The organism is Pandoraea sp. SD6-2, from assembly GCF_000389825.1.
Classification (GTDB): Bacteria; Pseudomonadota; Gammaproteobacteria; order Burkholderiales; family Burkholderiaceae; genus Pandoraea; species Pandoraea communis.
The window spans coordinates 379,557-398,688 of sequence record NZ_KB944454.1 but is presented as its reverse complement, the minus strand read 5'-3'; the positions used below and the strand labels follow the sequence as shown (position 1 = coordinate 398,688).

Genomic DNA, 19,132 nt, shown 5'->3' with positions numbered 1-19,132 from the left:
TTGAGTCGAGAGTCGAATTCAGGGTGAGCGACGCCCTCGGGCAGTCGCCGATCCAAGTTGAAAAACGGGTGGGTTGGGGCGTTGTGCGGCTAGCCGCTAACGCTGCTAACGCCGTTCATGCGGCTCATGCCGCCGTGGCAAGTCCTTGCAATGCTTGCGCCGTGATCTGCAAGCCGTGCGTGAGCACGCTGTTGCGCCAGACGGACGAGATGGGCACGAAGGCATCGAGCACGTCGGCGCGCAACTGGCGGTCACGCACGGCGTCGGGATGCGCCTTGGCGCGCGAGCGCAGCCATTGGTCGAGACGGTTCGCAATGCTGGCGTTCGGCCCCCGCGTGCCGAATTCCACCACGGCGCCGATGACCGGCCGCCCCTGCGCGAACTGCTCGACGCCGCGGAACACCAGCCCCTGGTAGTCGGGACGGCGCAGGCCGTGCGGCCGTTGATCGAGCACCCGCTGCGCGCCCCACCAGCGTGCGGCTTCGCGCTGCGCGTAGCTGGCCTCGGCGTTGAAACACAGGAAGAACGGTTCGCCGTACTCGCCGATGCCCGTATGCCAGTCGATCAGGCCGATACGCTGTGCTTGCGACAGGTCGCGCTCGACGATGGTCTGCAACGTGACGTTCGACCATTCGCGTGCGCGTCCACCGTAGATGAGGCCATCGGCGTGCGTGTACTGGCCGCTTGCCAACGTATTGAACAGCGCATCCGGTCCGTGTTCGCTGCGGAACGCGTCGATGGCGAGTGCGCTTTGGGCAAGACCGTCGGTCGTCCATTCGGCCGGGATCAGATGATCGTGCAGCGACGCGTAGTGAACGTTGGCCGGATGCGCCCGGTCGTGGTCGATGAAGTTGCGGTTCAGATCGACGTTGTGCTCGGTGGTGCGCGTGGCGTGCGCGAAACCGTAGGGATTGAGCGCATGCACGAAGGTCACGGCGACATCGGCGGGCAAGGTCTTGGCGGCGTGTGCCAGCCATGCAGTCTGCACGGCAGAACCAGCCCCGCCTTCGAGGCCGTGCGTGCCGCTGATGGCGAGCAGTTGATGCGGTGCGTGAGCCGGACCGAGCCGGGCGACGTCGATACTCAGTTCGCTGCCGTCAGGGGCTTTGGCGGCGGGGTGAACATAAGTGCTCAGGCTGGCCCCTGCGTGGTCGGCAGCGGCACGAAAGCGCTGGCGGGCATCAGCATAGTCGACGCCGAACGCCTGCCACCAGGTCGGTTGTCCGCTCATGCGTCATCCCCTTCGATAAATTGGAGCGCCACGTGAAAGCCGTCCGCAGCGGCCACGAGGATGGCGCCGTCCTGAAGTGTGGTCCACGGCACGCCGTTTTCTCGCAGCGTGGCTTGGGTCTGGGCGAGGGAACGGGTGCGCAGGATAAGGGCGACGTTGCGCTCGCTGCCGTCGTCGGTCGTCTCGACCTTACCGAAGCGTTGCTCGGCCTCGGCGGGCGTAACGAAGTGCACACGTGCGCGGCCGGCCGTGAACGAATAGCCCAGCGTACCGGTGGCCGAGAGTACGCCGGGGCCGAAGACACGGTCGTAAAGCGCGGCGGTGACCGCCGGGTTCGGCGATGCGATCACGAAGCCGGCGATGTCGGTCACGCCGTTCGGATGGTCGCGCCATTCGTCGCGCCAGACGTGCTCGGGGGTGAAGTGATGGCAGAAGAAGGTGCGGCCGTTGCGAACGAGTTCGCTGGCCAGACGCACCGTCCGGAATCGGGCGTCTTGCGTGGTGCCGTCCGGCAACCGCACCGGGCGGAAGAATTCGGCGGGCGTTTCTACGCCGACGCCGCGCGCCTGCAATCCGGCGAACAGCCCGTGCGAGTCTTGCGTCTTGAACACAAGCCCGGTTAGACCTAGAGGGGCTTGGGTGACGTCTGGGCGTGCCGTCGACTTGCCCGCCTCGTAGCCGAGGAGTTCGAGGTAGTTTTCCCCGAAGATCGCCAGATGATTGCTGGTGCCGAGCGAATGGTGGCCTCGCTCGGTCAGGGCGAAGCCCAGACGGCGGTAGATGTCCACCGAGGTGTCGAGTTCGCCTTTGACGTTGATGACAACGTGATCGAGCACCGGTGCGGGAAGCTGGCTCATGCCCGACCTCCCGTGCGCCGACGACGGGGCAGCGCGATGGAGGCAGGGCAGGGGAAGGCGGCGGTGGCGACAATGGCGGCGATTAGCGCGCCTGAGGCAGAACGACTAGACACGACAGCTCCCAACAGAGAAAGAACGACGCGTCCATTCTAGAAGCCTTGGGGGTGTCGGCCCAAACGATGGATTTTGCTTTGCTTAGTGCGGGGCCTTGTGGTCGTGAGGTCCTCACGAGGCCCGGCGCGTGCCAGATGGGGCCGTCAGACCTTCGTATGAAACTGGGCGAGTAGATCGAGAAACAACTCAAGCGCACGCGTTCTCGGGCGCGAGGCTTCGGTGATGGCGCTGATCGAGTTCTCATACTCGGGGCCTGACGGCACCCGGGCGAGCGCGTAGCGCTTCGGAAACGACGCCGCGTAGTACTGCGGCAGCAGGCCGACGTAATGCCCGGACAGCACCAGCATGGCCACCGCTTCCAGTCCCGACGCCGTTGGCCCGCGCGTCAACCCCAGCGAGTGCAGCGCTTCATGGACGAACGGCTGGGTGCGATACACGAGCGGTAACGTCGACGCATCCTTGATCCGATGCCGCGCGACGTACAACTGATGACGCTCGATGAACAGCGGCTGGTAGTGAAACCCGGCTTCGCGCCGGTACATGCCGCGAATCGCGATCTGTACCCGGCGCTCGCGCAAGGCGAGGTCGAGTTCGTTGAACGTCATGACGGTCAGCTCGACCTTCACGTCGGGGGCCCGCGCCTTGAGCGCTGCCAGCGCCTCGGGAATATGGCAGCCCACGTCGGACACGATGTTCTCCACCATACCGATGGACAGTGTGCCCGACAGTACCCCTCGCACCGCGTCGATTTCGGGACGAATTCGCTCCAGAGATTTCAGTGCGTCGCGCGCCAGCTCCAGCGCGACCTTGCCCGCATGTGTCAGCACGAATCCGGACGGCCCGCGTTCGCAAAGGCGTGTGCCCAACGTCTCCTCGACCTCCCGGATGTGCCGGCTGATTGAGGCCTTCGACATGTTCAACTGCTTCTCTGCCGCCGCAAAGCCGCTGGCCTGCGCCACCGCGCAGAAGATGCGTAACGAGCGCAGGTCGCGTTCGCTGAAGTCACGATTCGCCAAGGGTTAACTCCCACACGAACCGCCCAAACCGTTGCGGATGGCTCGTCTCAAAAGGTTTCGTTTTTTGAAACCATACCAATAAAAAAATCATTTTTCATGATCTTTTTGCCCGCATACATTGGGTTGCACAGGCGCATCACACCGATGCACCAGACCCATTCGACACCCACACGACGCGAGAGGCAAGCTATGAAGACCTGGTCCAGACGATCCTTTGTGAAGGCGACGCTTGCATCCGGCGCCGCATTGGCGCTTCCGGCACTGCCGACGCTCGCCTACGCCGAAGGCGGTACCCTCGCCGACATCAAGAAGCGGGGCAAGCTGACGGTCGGTACGGAAGCGGCCTACGAGCCGTTCGAGTTCGTGGAAAACGGTCAGGTGGTCGGGTATGGACACGACGTGCTGGAATTGATGGCGGCGAAGCTCGGCGTGAAGCTCGAGCAGATGAACCTGCCGTTCCAGGGGCTGCTGCCCGGCTTGATGTCGCACAAGTTCGACTTCGTTGCGACGAGCGTCGGCATTACGCCGGAGCGCGCCAAGCGATTCGCCTTCAGCCAGCCGGTGGGTGTCGTGCGCTCAGTCCTGATGGTGCGCGCCGACGACGTTGCGATCAAGCAGGACATGGACATTGCGGGCAAGACCATCGGCACGCAGATGGGCTCGTCGTCGCAGCCGGTGGCAGATGAATTCGAGAAGGAATTGAAGGAAAAGACGGGCAAAGGCTATGCGGGCACGCGATTGTTCCAGGCGTATCCCGACGTTTCGAACGCCCTGGCCAACAAGACCATCGATGTGGCGTTGATGCCGTCGAACATCGCGGCCGTTCAGATGCGCAAGCAGCCTAACGTGTTCCGCATCGCCAGCACCATCGGACAGCCGAAGTTGCTGGCGTGGGTTGCCAATCCCAACGATCTCGAGATCCGCAAATTCATCAACGATTCGCTGGATGAATTCCGTGCCAGCGGCAAGCTGGCGGCGCTGCAGAAGAAGTGGTTCGGCGGCCCGATGGAGACGCCGCGCGAGAACTATCTCCCGCAAGGCGCCATTTGACGGCCGGCGCCATGTTCGACTGGCTCGGTATGGGCGGCGTGATCGCGCCGTTTCTCGAAGGTGTGGTGTCCGGAACGGCGATCACGCTGGCCGCTTCGGCTGGCGCCTTTGTCATTGGTCTGGCGCTGGGCATCGTGCTGCTGCTCGCACGCATTTCGCCGTTTGCGCCGTTGCGCGCGCTCGTCGTGTTGTGGGTGAGCCTGATCCGGGGTACGCCGGCACTGATTCACATGCTGATCGCGTACTACATGGTGCCGGCACTGCTCGACATTTCGATCTCGCCCATCACGGCCGGGGTCGCGGCGCTTGCGTGCAACACCAGCGCCTACATTGTCGAGATTCTGCGCGGCGCACTCGGCACGATCTCGTCCGGACAACGGGCGGCGGCTTACGCGATGGGCATGCGAACCTCGCAGGTCTGGAGGCACGTGTTGTTGCCGCAGGTCATCTACCGGGCGATTCCGCCGCTCACCAGCGAGTTCACGATCTTGCTCAAGGCGTCGTCGCTGATGTCGATCATCGCCGTACCGGAGCTGGCGACCGTCGCACGCAATGCTACGTTGCAGACCGACCTGCCGTTGCAAGTGTTCGCCATTACCGCCGCCGTGTATTTCGTCCTGCTGTTCTGCATCTCGGCCGCATCGCGTGTGTGCGAGCGCCGGGTCTCGAGGATGCTGCCCCATGGCCATTGATGTCTCCATCGTCCGGGAAGCGATTCCCGTCTTGCTCGAAGGCCTGCGTGTCACGGCACTCGTGAGCGTGATCGGCATTCCGCTCGGTATCGCGATCGGTGTCGCCGCCGCCTATTCGGCGCAGTCGCGCTCGGTCTTGCGGCCTATCGCGCTGGGTTACGTCGAGTTGGTGCGCAACATCCCGTACCTGATCCTCGTTTATCTATCGTTCTTCGGACTCCCCAAGCTCGGCGTGAGTGCGTCGGCCATGGCGGTCGCGGTGGGCTGCACGGCGTTCTACACAGGCGGTTATTTCTGCGAAATTCTGCGGGCGGCGCTGCGCAGCGTGGCGCGCGGGCAGACGCACGCCGCACTCTCGCTCGGTATGACTTACTGGCAGACCCAGCGTCACATCGTCGCGCCGCAGTTGTTCGGCTTTCTGATTCCGCCGACGACCAGCCTCGTGATCATGATGTTCAAGGACTCCGCCATCTTCTCGGTGATGAGCCTGCCTGAGATGACCTATCAGAGCAATCTGCTCACAGCCAATACCTTCGCATACGTCGAAGTGCTCGGCACGACGGCATTGATCTACTGGGTCAGCAGCGTTTTGCTGGCCGGCGTGGGGCGACGTCTGGAAACCGTTGTCGGGCGACGTACCCGGCACGCCTGACGACCCCCTGACTCCCACCAAAGGACCCTCTCATGACGACTTATACCGTTGCACCGCGTATCGGGCATCCGACCCTGCTGTACTCGGCGCTGGATCTCGACATCGACAATCTCAAGGCCGACATCGCCGTGCTGGGCATGCCTTATGGCGCGCCCTACGCCCCGTCGGACTTCAGCAACGACCAGACGAACGCGCCGTCCGCGATTCGTCAGGCCACGGACCGCGTGGCGCGCCGTCCGGACCATTACGACTTCGACATCGACGGCCCACTGCTTCAGGGGCGTACGGATATTCGCTTTGTCGACTGCGGCGACATCATCCCGGACCTGACCCGGCCGGGCGAGCATTACGCCCGCGCCGAAGCGGCGGTACGGCGCATTGTGGCCGGTGGCGCAATGCCCATCGTGCTTGGCGGCGATCACGGCATCACCACGCCGGTGTTGCGAGGCCTGGATCAGAAGGGGCCGATTACGCTCGTGCATATCGATGCGCACCTGGATTGGCGCGACGAAGTGAACGGCGTTCGCGAAGGGCTGTCGAGCCCGATTCGCCGCGCCTCGGAGATGGCGCACGTCGATCGCATTGTGCAGATCGGCCTGCGCGCGCAGGGCAGCGGCCGTTACGAAGAACTCGTCGCGGCGCGTGCCTATGGCGCCGATCTGGTGACGGCGTACGAGCTGCACGACATCGGCATGGACGCCGTACTTGCGCGCATCCCGGATGGCGGCAACTACTACCTCACTATCGATGCGGACGGACTCGATCCGTCGACGATGCCCGCCGTGGCGGGTCCGGCGCCGGGCGGTGTGACCTTCGTGCAGGCGCGCAAGCTGATTCACGGGCTGGTGCGCAAGGGGCGCGTGGTCGGTATGGATATCGTGGAGATTCAGCCCGAGAAGGACGACGCCAACCTGATCTCGTGCGTGACCGCCGGCCGTCTCATTCTCAATCTGATCGGCGCGTCGATTCGTGCGGGGTACTTCGACAAATGAGCACCGCACAACCCATTATCGAAATCCGCGATGTCGATAAGTGGTACGGCACACACCACGTGCTCAAGCAGTGTTCGACGCATGTCGGCAAGGGCGAGATCGTGGTGGTCTGCGGACCGTCCGGCTCGGGCAAGTCGACGCTGATCAAGACCGTTAATGCATTGGAGCCGTTTCAGAAGGGCGACGTCATCGTGGCAGGGACGTCGCTCACGGCCACAACGACGAATCTGCCGAAGCTGCGCAGCAAGGTCGGCATGGTCTTTCAGCATTTCGAGTTGTTCCCGCATCTGGATATCACGCGCAACCTCACGCTGGCCCAGCAGATCGTGTTGGGCAGGAACGCCGACGCGGCGCGCGTCAAGGCGCGAGCGCTGCTCGATCGTGTCGGCCTGTCGGCGCATGCGCACAAGTATCCGGGCCAGCTTTCGGGCGGCCAGCAGCAACGCGTCGCCATCGCCCGCGCATTGTCGATGGACCCGATGGCGATGTTGTTCGACGAACCGACATCGGCGCTTGACCCGGAGATGGTCAACGAAGTGCTCGACGTGATGGTGGAACTCGCCCGGGAAGGCATGACCATGATGGTGGTCACGCACGAGATGGGTTTCGCGCGACGCGTGGCCCATCGCGTGGTGTTCATGGAGGACGGCGCCATCGTCGAAGACGGTCCGACCGATGCGTTCTTCAACGACGCCGCCAGTGCCGCCGCCAAACGCTTTCTTTCGAAGATCCTGACCCATTGAATGCGCGCTTCGCCCGCATCACAACTCTAATACCGAAACATCATGACGCATACCCGAATCCGAAAGTTCAACACCCGCGAGACCTATCCGGAACAGAAGCTCGACAACGACCTGTGTCAGGCGGTGATCGCCGGCAATACCATCTATTTGCGCGGACAGATCGGTCAGGACCTCGACACGCGCGAGTCCGTGGGCATTGGCGATGTTGCAGCGCAAACCGAAAAGGCGATGGCAAATGTGGCGATGCTGCTCGACGAGTGCGGCAGCCAACTCGAGGACATCTGCAAGGTCACGGTGTATATCGTCGATCCGCGCTATCGCGAGACCGTCTACAACGTGATGGGCCGCTGGCTCAAGGGGGTGTTCCCGGTGTCGACGGGCATTGTGGTGCAGGCGCTGGCGCGTCCGGAGTGGCTCGTCGAGATCGACGTCACGGCGGTGAAGCCGGCGGCGTAACCCGTTCGGCATAAGCCGTGCGACCACGATGCGTGGCCGGGTGGCCACGTTATCGCCGGTCACACATCTCTCCCGAGCCGAGCCGGGAGGCGGGTTCAGAAGCGGCGTTTGACGTACACGGTCGCACCAATGTTGTGCTGTCCCAGCAGCGGTACGCGGGCGGTTGCCGAAACGGACCAGTTGTCGGTCTTCAACGATAGGCCGCGTTTGGGATCGGAGCCGAGCTTGTCGTTGGCGTTGTCCCATTGCACGAGAGACAGTCGCGGCGTCACGGATGGACCGATGGTCAGATAGCTTCGCGCAGGTTGCACCGCTGGTTTTTCGGTCGACGTGTCGACCCAGCCCATATGCTGGTTCTCGCCGATCAGCGTGGCGCTGTTGATCGCTTCGATGCGGGTGTAGAGAAGCGCGTTGTCGTCGGGCCGGGCGGTCGTGTCAAGACCTTCGCGGCCGAACGGATACAACGTGACGGGAACGGCAGGAACCACAGCGACAGACACCGGCGGGGTGGGGGGCGGTACGTTGATGGGGAGCGGTGCTGGGCCAATATTGGCCAGTATCATCTGTTCGGATGAGTTCGAATTGGCGCCATCAGCGATCGCCACGCCGCTCAGCGTGAGGACACATGCGCCGATCATCCATTTGCCTAGGCACGTCATGGACATGCCTCCCGTGAAGGAATGGAAACGCTACGTCATCAGCCCCATTTGACCTTCGCACACGACCTTCGCATAACGAACCGTCTTTCGCGGTTTCAGCGCGTCGTCTGCACTTAGGAAGTGTAGTCAGTCATTTGCAACGCGCTACCCCAATTTGCACCGAGGTCGATCGGGGTTAGCACTGCGGCGCCTGCTTAAGCCCGTCCGGCGTGACGTTGGCATGCGCGTCCTCAGCGCGGCCTCGGGTTTGTCCCGACGCTATCGCGATCGGTCGCCTTCGCATCGCGAGCCTTGATCCGTTCTGCGATCGGTGCATGCCGTGCCATGAGTTCGACCACCCAGTCGATGAACACGCGCAGGCGGGCGCTGACGTATCGGTTCGGCGGATACGCGACGTACATCGGCAGCGGGTGGAGTTGCCAGTCCTCAAACAGGGGTACCAGTTCGCCACTCGACACGTGTGGCTTGGCCATGTAGTCCGGTAGCCAGAGTGCCCCGAGACCGGCGAGTCCGGCGGCGAGGTAGGCGTTCCCGTCGTCCACCGCCAGGATGTAGTGGCCCTGCACGTCAACGCGCTCGTCCGCCCGATGCATGGTGTACGGGAAGAGCTTGCCGGTGCGCGCCCAGCGAAAACCGACGACGTGGTGCCGCGGGTCTTCCAATGCCTTCGGATGCGTAGGCGTGCCAGCCTGTTTCAGGTAGCTCGGTGCAGCATAAACCGCAAGCCGCAGGTCGCCGACATGTCGTGCCGCGAGCGACTGATCGATTGGCTCGCCCCCGCGCACGACACAGTCCACGTTCTCATCGATCAGGTCCACGATGCGATCGCTCACGCCCATATCGAATTGAATGTCCGGATACTTCGCATGGAACGCCGGTAGCGCGGGCACCAGAATCATGCGGGCCAGCGGGCTGGGAACGTCTATGCGCAAACGCCCCTTCGGTAGCCCCGACGCACCGGGCAAGTGGGTCTCCGCGTCGTCCATGTCGGCGAGCAACCGGATGACGCGCTCGTAGTAGACCGCGCCGTCGGCCGTGACGTTGACTTTGCGCGTGGTGCGGTTCAGCAGCTTCACTCGCAGCCTCGCCTCCAACTGCTGGACCAGTTGCGTGACGGTGGTCTTGCTCATGTGCAGGGTCTCGGCCGCCTTGGTGAAGCTGCCGGCCTCCACCACTCTGGCAAAGGCCTGCATTGCGTCGAAACGGTCCATGGGGGCTCCGGATAGGCTTTGGATTGTTTGGATTTTACAAATAGTGAAGGGTAGATGTGAGCGTTTATTCGCAATCCAGGTGTCTTTAGAGTGTTTCCATCGCCAGCACCATGTCGGCTTGGCGGCTTACTGAGAGGTTTTTGCGATGGAAAAACGAGATGTTGTCTTCCCGGCCGGGCGTCAGGCGCTCTATGAGCGCAATCGCTATTCGCCGGCGATTCGGTCCAACGGCTTTCTCTTCGTTTCCGGGCAAGTCGGCAGCCGGGACGATGGTTCGCCTGAGTCCGACCTGAAGGCGCAGGTCCGGCGCGCGTTCGACAATCTGAACGCGATTCTGACGGCGGCGGGCAGCTCGTTCGACGACGTGATCGACGTCACCATTTTCATGGTCGATCCGGCCGCGACGTTCGAGAGGATCTGGGAGGTCGTGCCGGAGTATTGGGGCGGCGCGCCTCATCCGACGTTGACGGCGGTCGGTGTCACGTGGCTTTACGGATTCCAGTTCGAGATCAAGGTGATCGCAAGGGCGGGTGAGGCGAGTGCCGGCTGACGAGGCTTGAATGAGGCTATCGGGTCACGCTTGACGCATCGATAGGCGTGGAAAATCGAGTGAATGATCCGCTGGAGTTCGCGCGTGAGCTGAGTGCTTTCGATAGCTTCAGGAAAGCATCCAGCCCTTCATGCTCCAGCGGTACGATAGCGCCGGCTGAACGTCGATAGCAGTGCATTGCCAAGCAACGCGAAGAGCATGAGAAAGAGTGCGATGGACATGAGCGTGTCGATATTGCCCAGGTTCATCGCGTTGGAAAGCTGATGTCCCAAACCCTTCTGCGATGCGAACATCTCGCCGATCAATACGCCGAGCAGCGATAGCGAGAATCCCAGCCGGACACCCGATAGCACCTCGGGCAGCACCGCCGGCAGCACAACGCGCAACGCGATCTGTCGACGGGACAGATGCATCGCTTGCGCCGCACGGAAATAAACAGGCTTGATCTGCAGGACACCATTCATCGTGAAGATCAGAATCGGGATCAAACCGTGCATGACGCCGAAGGCCACCTTGGAGGCGAGTCCCAACCCGAAGATCAACAGGACCAATGGATACAGCGTCACCTTAGGCAACGAATACAGATTGACGAGAATCGGCTCGGCAACCTTCGCCGCGAGCTGATTCGCACCCAGTCCGAGTCCCAGCGCAATACCCCCGGCAACCGCAATCACCAGCGAGTAGACGAGTGCCTGGCCGGTCTCGGTGGCGTCGACCCAGAACGATGCCGTGCCCATCATCTGCCAAAGCCCCTGCACGGTTGCCACGGGCGACCCGAGCGCGGCGCTGTTGAGCAAGTGCACCGCCTGCCAGATCCCGATCAACACCAGCAGGACGGCAAACGTGCCGAGCGGATTGGGTTGCTTCGTTTCCATGAGACGTGAATCCGGTCAGCGGCGACTGCGCGCCTGGAAGCGCGCATCGACGTGGTTCAGCACGCTGTTGACCAGCGTCACCGTGACCAGCACCAGGAGCATCAGCGCGTACATGTCGGCGTTCTCGAAATTGTTGTAAGCGTAGCTGATGGCATAACCGATCCCTGAGCCAGACAGAATGAACTCGGACGCAATGACGCCGATGAATGCATGCGACACCGCGAGCCGCACGCCGCTGAAGAGATGCGGCAAGGCGGCAGGCAGTTTGACGTGCCACACGGTTTGCCATCGATCCAGGTGCATCACCCGGGCGGTTTTCGAGAACGCGCGCGGAATCCGATCGAGTCCGGTCATTGTCGCCGTGATCATCGAGACGATCGCAAGCAGGGTGGCAATGGCGATGATCGGCAGCGAGCCGACACCGAATAACACGATGAAGACGGGGTAGAACGCGAATGTCGGCACGGCGTAGTAGCTGGCAATGAGCGGCTCCAGCGCCCGGCGCACCCCTGGCATGGCGTGTATCGCGAGTCCGGCGGCGAAACCCAGTCCCACGGCGCCCACAGCGGCGATAACGATGCTGGAGAAGCTCGTGACGAGATCGTTTGTGAAGCGCCCTTCCCGCAGGATTTCGATGGCGTGGACGGCCATCGCGCTGGGCGCCATCATGACCGAAGCGGGAATCGTGCCGGCCCGGCACAGCCCTTCGACGAGCAGCACGAGGCCAGCGACAATGGCCAGGCGCAGATAGCGTTCGGTGCGAATCATCACGATGTCTTTCACCACCCGATCAGCGGCCGCGAGCGCGCGGGTAACGCGTGTCGTCACGGTCGCCGGGCCGCTCGTCGGCCTGCATGGCCTTGAGCGACTCGGCACGCAATGTCTCCCATAGGCGAGCGGTGATTTCACCGAAGCGGGGTGTGGTAACGCTCTGGCTGTTACGCTCACGCTCCCAGCCCGTCTCGATGACGTCGATGAAGCGGCCCGGACGCGACGACATCACGCCCACGCGATCCGACAGTACGGCCGCCTCGTCGAGCGCGTGGGTAATCAGCAGCACGGTCGCGGACGTTTCTCGCCAAAGCCGCAGCAACTCGTCGCCCATCAGCAGGCGGGTTTGCTGGTCAAGCGCACCGAACGGCTCGTCGAGCAGGATCAGACGCGGCGCAATGACCAGTGTGCGTGCGATACACATGCGCTGGCGCATGCCCCCGGAGAGTTGTGCCGGATGCGCATTGGCAAAATCGCGCAGCCCCATGAAGCCGAGGGCATAACCGACGCGACGTGCGATCTCTGCGCCGTCGACGCCCGCCATCCGAAGACCGAAGCCGATATTCTCGCGCACGGTGAGCCACGGGAACGAGGCGTCTTCCTGAAAGACCACGCCGACGCCCTCGGGCACGCCGCTAACCGCTCGCCCTTCAAAACTGACGTTCCCCGCAGTCGGTGCGCTGAGTCCCGCGATCAGCTCGAGCAACGTCGATTTGCCACAGCCGGACGGCCCCACCACCGAGAAGAATTCACCCTTGCGCAGCGTCAGATCGACGGGCCCGAGCGCCTGCAATCGTGTCTTTCCGGTCGTCTTTTCGTCAGGCGTGTCGAAATCCTTCGTCACGCCTGTGAGCACGACGTGCGGCTCACGACCGGCAGGCGGTGTCTCGGTGCCATCGACCAGGTGCAGATGCGGGCTCGGGCAATGGGAGGTCATAGCTGACCCTTCGCACGAATGTCGGCAGGCAGGAAACGCGAATCGATCAGCTTCGCCCAGTCGACATCGTCCTTGAGTTCACCGATCAGTTTGAGTCCGCTCGCGACGCGGTCCAGTTCAGCGCGGTCGAATTGTCCGGGGCTCCACATGTGGGCGCGCACCATGTTGTCGACCGCTTCCGTGGCGACTTCCGGCGAGAGTTTGAACTGTGCGGCAAGCCGTTTGGCCGCCCCGGCCGGATCGGCGTAGGTGGCGTCGACGCCTGCGCGGCGCCCGGCAATGATCGCGCGCAGGGTATCGGGATGCGATTGAGCGAACGCACGCGTGGTAATGCCGACCGACGTGGTCATCGGCTTGAGTACGTCGCCGGCACGATAGAGCGTGTGATATCGCGACCTGCGCAGAATCGACAGCGGTTCGATGGCGACCGCACCGGCGACCGCGCCTTGTTCGAGCATGGTCATGCCGTTGACATAGCCGCCGGAGGCCACGCGCGTGACCTTCGATGCGTCGATACCCTTCTCGCGCAAGACCATCAGAAAGAGCATTTCCGACACGCTCTTCGGCGAGGTGATGGCGACCTTCTTGCCAACGAGATCGTCGAGTGTGCGCACGGCGCTGCCGGGCATCGTGACCATCGACGCTTCGGCAACGCTGCGCGTGCCTACGTTCACGATGACGATGTCCAGCCCCTGCCGTGCGGCCGCCAACGCAGCAGAGACGGCAACTTCACCGTAGGGTGTCTTGCTCGCCAGGATGTTGCGCACGGTGGTGCCGCCGCCGCCGGAGCTGAGGATGCCCGTGATGTCGACGCCTGCCTTCTTGAACAGGCCCTTGTCCATGGCCACCGCATAGGGCAGTCCGTATAGGCTGCTGCCCCATTGGGTGACGGAAATCTCTTCGGCGTGTGCGACCCTCGCCGTCGACAGAAAAAGGGCGCTCGCCAGTGCGAACAAGTGAGCGAGTTGGAACAGCCTGATCATCATCCACTCCGGGTCGGGCAAGCCGGCGCATCACCGCACGCCGGGAAAAAAGTCGAAAACGAGTGCGCCCTGCGGCGCAAGCATCGGGCCAATCTCCGCCTTGAAGGCGTGATGGACGGGGTCAAAGCAGGTGGCGTCGCGCACGATCGGCTCGCCGACATAGAAGTTGCGATCCCCTTCGGATTCGAACGTCATGAGGAACGCATGTTCGAAACCGAGCCCATTGCCTTCTCCGCTCTCCTGCCGGCCATGCTCGACGCTGCGAATATACGGTCGTCCATCGCGCAGGCACTCGTCCTTCAAGCGAAGAAAGCGCTCAATCATATGCTCCCGCGCAGCGATTGACACGTCGTTCGAAAAACGCAGCAGCACAATGTGCCGTATGGGGGTGGCACCGTAGTCTCCCGCGGTAAAGGCGCGCTCGCCGATTTGTGCACAACGATACGCAAGGCGCTCGCTGGCGGGCGGCAAAGCGCATTCGACCGGTGCGGCGGTTTTGTCGGCGGTTTGGCTGGCAGTGAGCGGCGTGGCGTTCATCGTCGAACTTCGTTTGTGGGAAGAGGGCACCCGGTATCGAACGGGATGCCGTCGATGGTCGGCTGAAGTGCCGCCGTTGGGCGTCGATGAGTGATGCGCATGAATTTCGTTGTTTCAGAACGAAGCGGCACGGGGACTGGCGAGTGCCAACGATTGACAGCTTAGGCAAAGCGCTTTACTTTGTAAAGCATGACGACGCCAAAAATCGGAAAGCCCGTACGCGGATCGAAGACCGGACGACCCATCATGGTCGTGCTGGATTTGCTTGGGCGGCGCACGGCGTTGCGAATCCTGTGGGAGTTGCGCGGTGCGCCGATGACGTTTCGGGTGCTGCAAGACGTATGCGAGACGAATGCGCGCTTGCTCAATACACGACTGACTGAGCTTAAGGCGTCGGGGCTGGTCGAGCATGGCGAAGGCGGTTATCGCCTGAGTGCCGAGGGCAAACGGCTGAGGACCGCGTTGCAGCCGCTACAAGGATGGGCCCAGGAGTGGGCCGCGCGAGACTTGACCGGATTCGAGGCGGCCGATCACGAGAAGTCCGACTGAGTCGCGGTGCAACATCTCCGTCCATGAACGACCACTTTTCCCGCACGAGTTTGAGCGCGTCGCTGCCCAGCAGAGAGTTCAAGCGCCTTTTCGTCTCGACGCCTGGTGCCGAGACGAAGCGCATGCGCGAGAGCTTCGCCATTCCGGAGGCATTTGCCGGTGCCACCTATGTTTCGTCGCATTGATGCCGCGAGGCGAGCCATGGCTCGGTGTGTTCCCGGCGCTCATTCAGGCACGCATGGATGCAACGTTTCCGATCTCATCGAGGAGATTTGCTCGCATTTCGTCTGTGAATGCTGATAGGCGACTCCCGTGCTGGACTTTCACAGCGCGACGACGTGCACGATCCGCATCCGGTTTCACAACCGGATGCGCGCGGTGCGATGTCGCGCATCCGACGCGCAGGTGCGACGCCTCGCCGCGCGAGCCAGTCCCAAGATCGTTGTGTGACCAGGCGCGTCTGTCTCGGTAACAGGTGTTTGACGATGCTGAGCGCGCTCGCCGCGACGATTGCACCGATGACAACGTTTTGAACGACGTGTGACATTGCATTCATCTCATGGCGCTATAGAAGCCACGACGCCAGACGGTAAGTCACGAAAGATACGAAGTAGGCCAAGCCAAACATGTAACTGAACGAGATCAGAACATAGCGCCAGGAGCGCGTCTCGCGCCGAATGACGGCAAGCGTCGACATGCATTGGGGGGCGAAGGCAAACCATGCCAGCAGTGAGAGGGCCGTTGCAACGGAGAAGTTCGACGACAACGCCGCTGCCAGTCCTGCTGTGTCGTCGGCACCGCCTGCCACCGCATAGACCGTCGCAAGCGCGGTGACCGCCGTTTCGCGTGCGGCAAATGCGGGCACCAGCGAAATACTGATTTGCCAGTTGAAGCCAAGCGTGCCGAAGATCACTTGCAATGCGCGACCGATGTAACCAGCGAACGAATAGTCGATCGCGGGGCCGGTCGCCCCTGGGGGCGCAGATGGGAATGTCGAGATAAACCACATGATGACCGTGAGCGCGAGAATGACGCCCGTGAGTCGCCGCACGAACATCCAGCCCCGCTCCCAGAGGCCGAGTGCCAGGTTGCGCACCTTCGGCATGCGGTAGGACGGCAGTTCCATAAGCAGCGGCGGTTGCGAGCGTGCGCCGCGCAGCCGCTTCGAGACCCAGCCGACCGCCATCGCCCCCGCAATGCCGGCGATGTACATCGCAAAGAGAACCAGACCGGGAAGCTTGAAGACCCCGAGCACCGGGCGACTTGGAATGAAGGCACCGATAAGCAGCGCATAGACTGGCAGACGTGCCGAGCAAGTCATGAGGGGGGCGACGAGGATCGTGGTGAGACGCTGTCGCGGGTCGGCGATGCTGCGCGTGCCCATAATGCCCGGAATCGCGCACGCAAAGCTCGAAAGCAGGGGAATGAAGGAGCGCCCGGTGAGACCAACTTCGACCATCATTCGGTCGAGCAGAAATGCGGCTCGCGGCAAATAGCCGGACTCTTCCAACACGAGGATGAAGAAGAACAACACCAGAATTTCCGGCAGGAAACCAAGCACCGTGCCCAGACCGCCGAAGATGCCGTCGACGACCAGACTGCGCAGGGGGCCATCGGGCAGATAAATACCGGCTTGCTCGCCGAGCCAGCCGAAACCGTCACCGATGGCGTCGGTCATTGGCTTGCCAATGAAATATACGGCCTGAAAGATCAGGAACATCACGATGGCGAGCAGCACCGTCCCGATCACTGGATGCAGAGCCACTCTGTCGAGCCGCTCGTCGAGCCCGTTGGTCATGTCGGGCACCCGCACCGCAATCCCCATGATGCGTCGCACTTCGGCGTGCAGATCGTGTGTGTCAGGCGTCGTGATATGGCGGGCGGCATGATCCGAGCTGTCGCCGGCCTGTGCAATGGCATCAAGCGTGTCGGTCAGCGCTCGCACGCCCGGGCGCGCGATGGCCACCGTCTCGACTACGGGTACGCCCAACTCGCGCGCCAGTGCGGGAACATCGACTTCGATGCCCCGGCGGCGAGCCGAATCCATCATGTTCAGCGCGAGCACCGTCGGGCGTCCCAGCGCAAGAATCTCGAGTACGAAACGCAAATGCAGACGCAGATTGGTTGCGTCCACCACACAGACAATCAACTCGGGCGCCAACTCCCCGGAATAGATGCCATGGAGCACGTCATGCGTGACCTTCTCGTCCAGGCTGGTTGGGGCAAGGCTATAGGTGCCGGGCAGGTCAAGCACACGGATCGTCTTGCCGGCCGGGGTGATAAAGGCGCCTTCTTTGCGCTCGACCGTCACCCCCGCATAGTTCGCCACTTTTTGACGAGCACCGGTCAATTGATTGAAAAGTGCCGTTTTGCCGCAGTTCGGGTTGCCGATCAGCGCAATTCTCATCGACGTGGATGCCATTCGATTCACCCCTGTTGCACCTGAACACGCGCGGCTTCGTCGCGTCGGAGCGCAAAGCGGGTGGCGCCAATCTGCACGACCATCGGATTCCCTCCCCACGGGGCGAGAGCGACTACACGAACCGGCTCGCCAGCCACGAAACCTAATTCGCGCAGACGACGAGCGACAGCATCGGGGGGCGCGCGGTCAACGACAGCGACGACTGTCGCGGTGCCGCCCTTCTTCAACTCCGACAATTGCATGGAGATCAATGACGGTAACGATAATGAGTTTCATTATACGTAGGCGGGGAATACCTCCCCAGGGGGCGGGCCTGCAATTCCTGGAGGATTTGGGGCTCGGGTACCTCGGGATCTCAATCGCGCCGGGGCGTTCACGCTTTGACGCGTGCCAAACCCTGCGTCCAAATGCCGCACTTATCAGTATGCAAACATTGCCGGATAGCCCGTAAATTTGCGTTTTCCCAGTCGCAATTGCCATTTGCATCGGGCCGTAAGCAGGTCATCCCTTAATTTCCTCTGTCTCGCATGCTCCGCTCGCGGCATCGCCGTCTTCTCGCTTGGCTTGGGTTGTTCGCCATGGCTTTGGTGCTGATTGCGCCAAGTATTAGCCAATGGCGTCAAGCGCAGCGAACGGTGCTCGACGACGCATTGGCGTCGGCGATTTGCGTTGCGGACGTTTCGCTCTCGCCTGCACATAGGCGTTCGCAAGATCATGGGTCGCTTTCGCCGGCTTGCGGATATTGCTGGGTTGCCACCCATCTCTCGCCGGTCCCGGGCACCACGGACCCGATTTCACCCGCGCGGTTTTTGCTTCGACGCTCGCTCTCCGTAGCACCGGCGACATTACTGGCCGAAGCCCTTCCGCCATCGCCGCTTCCCAGGGCGCCCCCGCGTTTCGATTGATCGACCGCTTTCACTCCCGGCCCAGCGTTTGGCGCCGGGTGTCATGGTTGTTTATCGAAACGCTCATGAACTCGACAACAGGCTTCCTTTTGCGACGCCGCATGCACCCTGGCGTGCGCGGCGGAGCATGGCGATGAACGTGCGAAGCCATCGGCCCACGCCGGCTTGCGCCGACGCCACAGGCGCGCAGCTATTGATCCCACAGCCGCTGCATGACGAGTTGTTGCTCGCCCTGCGCTGGACCGCCCAACGTGAGGGGTTGCTGCAGGATATCGACCTGCGCGCCACAGCGCGCAAACGTGTCTTCGGAACGTTTCAGCGGCTTTCGCTTGAGCACTTCTCGGGATTGCTGGCTCTGGTATCGGACGCGGCTTATGCCCCGGCATGCTCAATCTACAAGGAGCAGTTCGACGCCTTCACTCGGGGCGCGTGGTATCGGCGCTGTGCCACGGATGCGCAGGTTCTCGGATTTCTGCGCGCCGAGCAGCGCCCGCCTGCGTTCACGGTCATCTCCCGAGATCTGGGCGACAGCGGCGTGTGGGGCGGCAAGGCAGCAAAGTCTGCGATCACGTCGTTTCAGGCGGGGCTGTGCGATGTCAGTCACGGCGGGCGCCAGGAGGTACTCGCGCGCATCAAGGCCGATCGGCTCGATGGCGCGCATTTGCTGCCGAACATCGCAAAACTCGTTCGCGTGGCTGCCTATCTTTCTCTTCTGTCCTGCCGGGAGATCGTCGACAGCGGAAAAAACGAACGTCAGATGCACCGGTTGCGCAACGCGTTCGACGCGCTATACCGGCCTGCGCCAAGGGAGCCGGTGAGACGCAAGCGGCGGCCAGATAGGAAGTCAGCCTAATAGAAATTGGTTGTGGCGCTCAATGTCAACTACCGGGGAATACTGTGGAAAGAGCAAGAAGCAATCCATCGGCGTTT

At 62.5% G+C, this 19,132-nt stretch carries 23 protein-coding genes and 1 pseudogene; 11 read left to right on the top strand and 13 right to left on the bottom strand.

Annotated features, from left to right (window positions below; all coding sequences use genetic code 11):
• Positions 1-124: 124 nt before the first annotated feature.
• From C266_RS18175 to C266_RS18165, 3 genes are all read right to left on the bottom strand, one after another.
• Positions 125-1,231 carry a M14 family metallopeptidase gene (locus tag C266_RS18175; RefSeq protein ID WP_010804901.1) on the bottom strand — a complete coding sequence of 369 codons (1,107 nt, stop codon included), beginning with the start codon at positions 1,229-1,231 and terminating at the stop codon, positions 125-127.
• Positions 1,228-2,088, bottom strand: coding sequence for a VOC family protein (locus C266_RS18170; RefSeq protein ID WP_010804902.1), 861 nt, complete (start codon positions 2,086-2,088; stop codon positions 1,228-1,230). Before C266_RS18170 ends, C266_RS18175 begins: the two co-directional genes overlap by 4 nt.
• Before the next feature lie 257 nt (positions 2,089-2,345).
• Complete coding sequence (locus C266_RS18165; protein WP_010804903.1) at positions 2,346-3,218, bottom strand: LysR family transcriptional regulator; 873 nt, start codon at positions 3,216-3,218, stop codon at positions 2,346-2,348.
• Positions 3,219-3,407: 189 nt separating this feature from the next.
• Here C266_RS18165 and C266_RS18160 point away from each other — a divergent pair, with 189 nt between their 5' ends.
• The 6 genes from C266_RS18160 to C266_RS18135 are packed head-to-tail and all read left to right on the top strand — an operon-like array spanning position 3,408 to position 7,803.
• Positions 3,408-4,268, top strand: a complete 861-nt coding sequence (locus C266_RS18160) for a substrate-binding domain-containing protein (RefSeq protein WP_010804904.1) — start codon at positions 3,408-3,410, stop codon at positions 4,266-4,268.
• Between the two features lie 11 nt (positions 4,269-4,279).
• On the top strand, positions 4,280-4,960 hold the full coding sequence (locus tag C266_RS18155; protein WP_036663720.1) for an amino acid ABC transporter permease: 681 nt from the start codon (positions 4,280-4,282) through the stop codon (positions 4,958-4,960).
• Complete coding sequence (locus C266_RS18150; RefSeq protein WP_010804906.1) at positions 4,950-5,612, top strand: amino acid ABC transporter permease; 663 nt, start codon at positions 4,950-4,952, stop codon at positions 5,610-5,612. Before C266_RS18155 ends, C266_RS18150 begins: the two co-directional genes overlap by 11 nt.
• A 32-nt stretch (positions 5,613-5,644) precedes the next feature.
• On the top strand, positions 5,645-6,604 hold the full coding sequence (locus C266_RS18145) for an agmatinase (RefSeq protein ID WP_010804907.1): 960 nt from the start codon (positions 5,645-5,647) through the stop codon (positions 6,602-6,604).
• Positions 6,605-6,618: 14 nt separating this feature from the next.
• Entirely contained in the window at positions 6,619-7,347 is a 729-nt protein-coding gene (locus C266_RS18140) for an amino acid ABC transporter ATP-binding protein (protein ID WP_144265892.1), read from the top strand.
• 42 nt (positions 7,348-7,389) lie between these two features.
• The gene (locus tag C266_RS18135) at positions 7,390-7,803 is read left to right on the top strand and encodes a RidA family protein (protein ID WP_010804909.1); all 414 of its coding nucleotides are present in this window, start codon (positions 7,390-7,392) and stop codon (positions 7,801-7,803) included.
• 95 nt (positions 7,804-7,898) lie between these two features.
• Here the strand turns inward: C266_RS18135 and C266_RS18130 are convergent, their stop codons facing one another.
• Together C266_RS18130 and C266_RS18125 are read right to left on the bottom strand one after the other, a co-directional pair.
• Entirely contained in the window at positions 7,899-8,462 is a 564-nt protein-coding gene (locus tag C266_RS18130; protein ID WP_144265863.1) for a hypothetical protein, read from the bottom strand.
• Between the two features lie 230 nt (positions 8,463-8,692).
• Entirely contained in the window at positions 8,693-9,673 is a 981-nt protein-coding gene (locus C266_RS18125; RefSeq protein WP_010804911.1) for a LysR family transcriptional regulator, read from the bottom strand.
• Positions 9,674-9,818: 145 nt separating this feature from the next.
• Here C266_RS18125 and C266_RS18120 point away from each other — a divergent pair, with 145 nt between their 5' ends.
• Complete coding sequence (locus tag C266_RS18120; protein ID WP_010804912.1) at positions 9,819-10,223, top strand: RidA family protein; 405 nt, start codon at positions 9,819-9,821, stop codon at positions 10,221-10,223.
• Between the two features lie 128 nt (positions 10,224-10,351).
• On the opposite strand, the gene C266_RS18115 is transcribed toward C266_RS18120, so the two are convergent.
• Genes C266_RS18115 through C266_RS18095 form a run of 5 tightly spaced genes read right to left on the bottom strand, consistent with a single transcriptional unit; the run spans position 10,352 to position 14,326 of the window.
• Positions 10,352-11,098: an ABC transporter permease gene (locus C266_RS18115; RefSeq protein WP_010804913.1), complete on the bottom strand. Its 747-nt coding sequence runs from the start codon at positions 11,096-11,098 to the stop codon at positions 10,352-10,354.
• Positions 11,099-11,113: 15 nt separating this feature from the next.
• The gene (locus tag C266_RS18110) at positions 11,114-11,926 is read right to left on the bottom strand and encodes an ABC transporter permease (RefSeq protein WP_010804914.1); all 813 of its coding nucleotides are present in this window, start codon (positions 11,924-11,926) and stop codon (positions 11,114-11,116) included.
• The gene (locus C266_RS18105) at positions 11,889-12,806 is read right to left on the bottom strand and encodes an ABC transporter ATP-binding protein (RefSeq protein WP_010804915.1); all 918 of its coding nucleotides are present in this window, start codon (positions 12,804-12,806) and stop codon (positions 11,889-11,891) included. The genes C266_RS18110 and C266_RS18105 overlap by 38 nt, the downstream gene beginning before the upstream one ends.
• Positions 12,803-13,792, bottom strand: a complete 990-nt coding sequence (locus C266_RS18100) for an ABC transporter substrate-binding protein (RefSeq protein ID WP_010804916.1) — start codon at positions 13,790-13,792, stop codon at positions 12,803-12,805. Before C266_RS18100 ends, C266_RS18105 begins: the two co-directional genes overlap by 4 nt.
• A gap of 27 nt (positions 13,793-13,819) precedes the next feature.
• Positions 13,820-14,326 (bottom strand): Dabb family protein, encoded by a 507-nt coding sequence (locus C266_RS18095; RefSeq protein WP_010804917.1) that lies wholly within the window; start codon positions 14,324-14,326, stop codon positions 13,820-13,822.
• 246 nt (positions 14,327-14,572) lie between these two features.
• Here C266_RS18095 and C266_RS18090 point away from each other — a divergent pair, with 246 nt between their 5' ends.
• Positions 14,573-14,875, top strand: a complete 303-nt coding sequence (locus C266_RS18090) for a helix-turn-helix domain-containing protein (RefSeq protein ID WP_010804918.1) — start codon at positions 14,573-14,575, stop codon at positions 14,873-14,875.
• Positions 14,876-14,928: 53 nt separating this feature from the next.
• Positions 14,929-15,060 (top strand): annotated as a pseudogene (locus tag C266_RS26970) (AraC family transcriptional regulator); the annotation flags it as partial.
• Between the two features lie 74 nt (positions 15,061-15,134).
• Here C266_RS26970 and C266_RS28450 read toward each other — a convergent pair.
• The 3 genes from C266_RS28450 to C266_RS18080 are packed head-to-tail and all read right to left on the bottom strand — an operon-like array spanning position 15,135 to position 17,539.
• Complete coding sequence (locus tag C266_RS28450; protein ID WP_371257122.1) at positions 15,135-15,422, bottom strand: DUF6587 family protein; 288 nt, start codon at positions 15,420-15,422, stop codon at positions 15,135-15,137.
• A gap of 18 nt (positions 15,423-15,440) precedes the next feature.
• Entirely contained in the window at positions 15,441-17,297 is a 1,857-nt protein-coding gene (locus tag C266_RS18085) for a ferrous iron transporter B (protein WP_010804920.1), read from the bottom strand.
• A gap of 5 nt (positions 17,298-17,302) precedes the next feature.
• Positions 17,303-17,539 (bottom strand): FeoA family protein, encoded by a 237-nt coding sequence (locus tag C266_RS18080; RefSeq protein ID WP_036663438.1) that lies wholly within the window; start codon positions 17,537-17,539, stop codon positions 17,303-17,305.
• A gap of 285 nt (positions 17,540-17,824) precedes the next feature.
• On the opposite strand from C266_RS18080, the gene C266_RS28445 reads away from it, so the two are divergent.
• A complete protein-coding gene (locus C266_RS28445; protein ID WP_010804923.1) occupies positions 17,825-18,202 on the top strand; it encodes a DUF2946 family protein in 378 nt (125 codons plus the stop codon).
• Between the two features lie 133 nt (positions 18,203-18,335).
• Positions 18,336-19,055, top strand: a complete 720-nt coding sequence (locus C266_RS18070; protein ID WP_010804924.1) for a hypothetical protein — start codon at positions 18,336-18,338, stop codon at positions 19,053-19,055.
• The last annotated feature ends 77 nt before the right edge of the window (positions 19,056-19,132 follow it).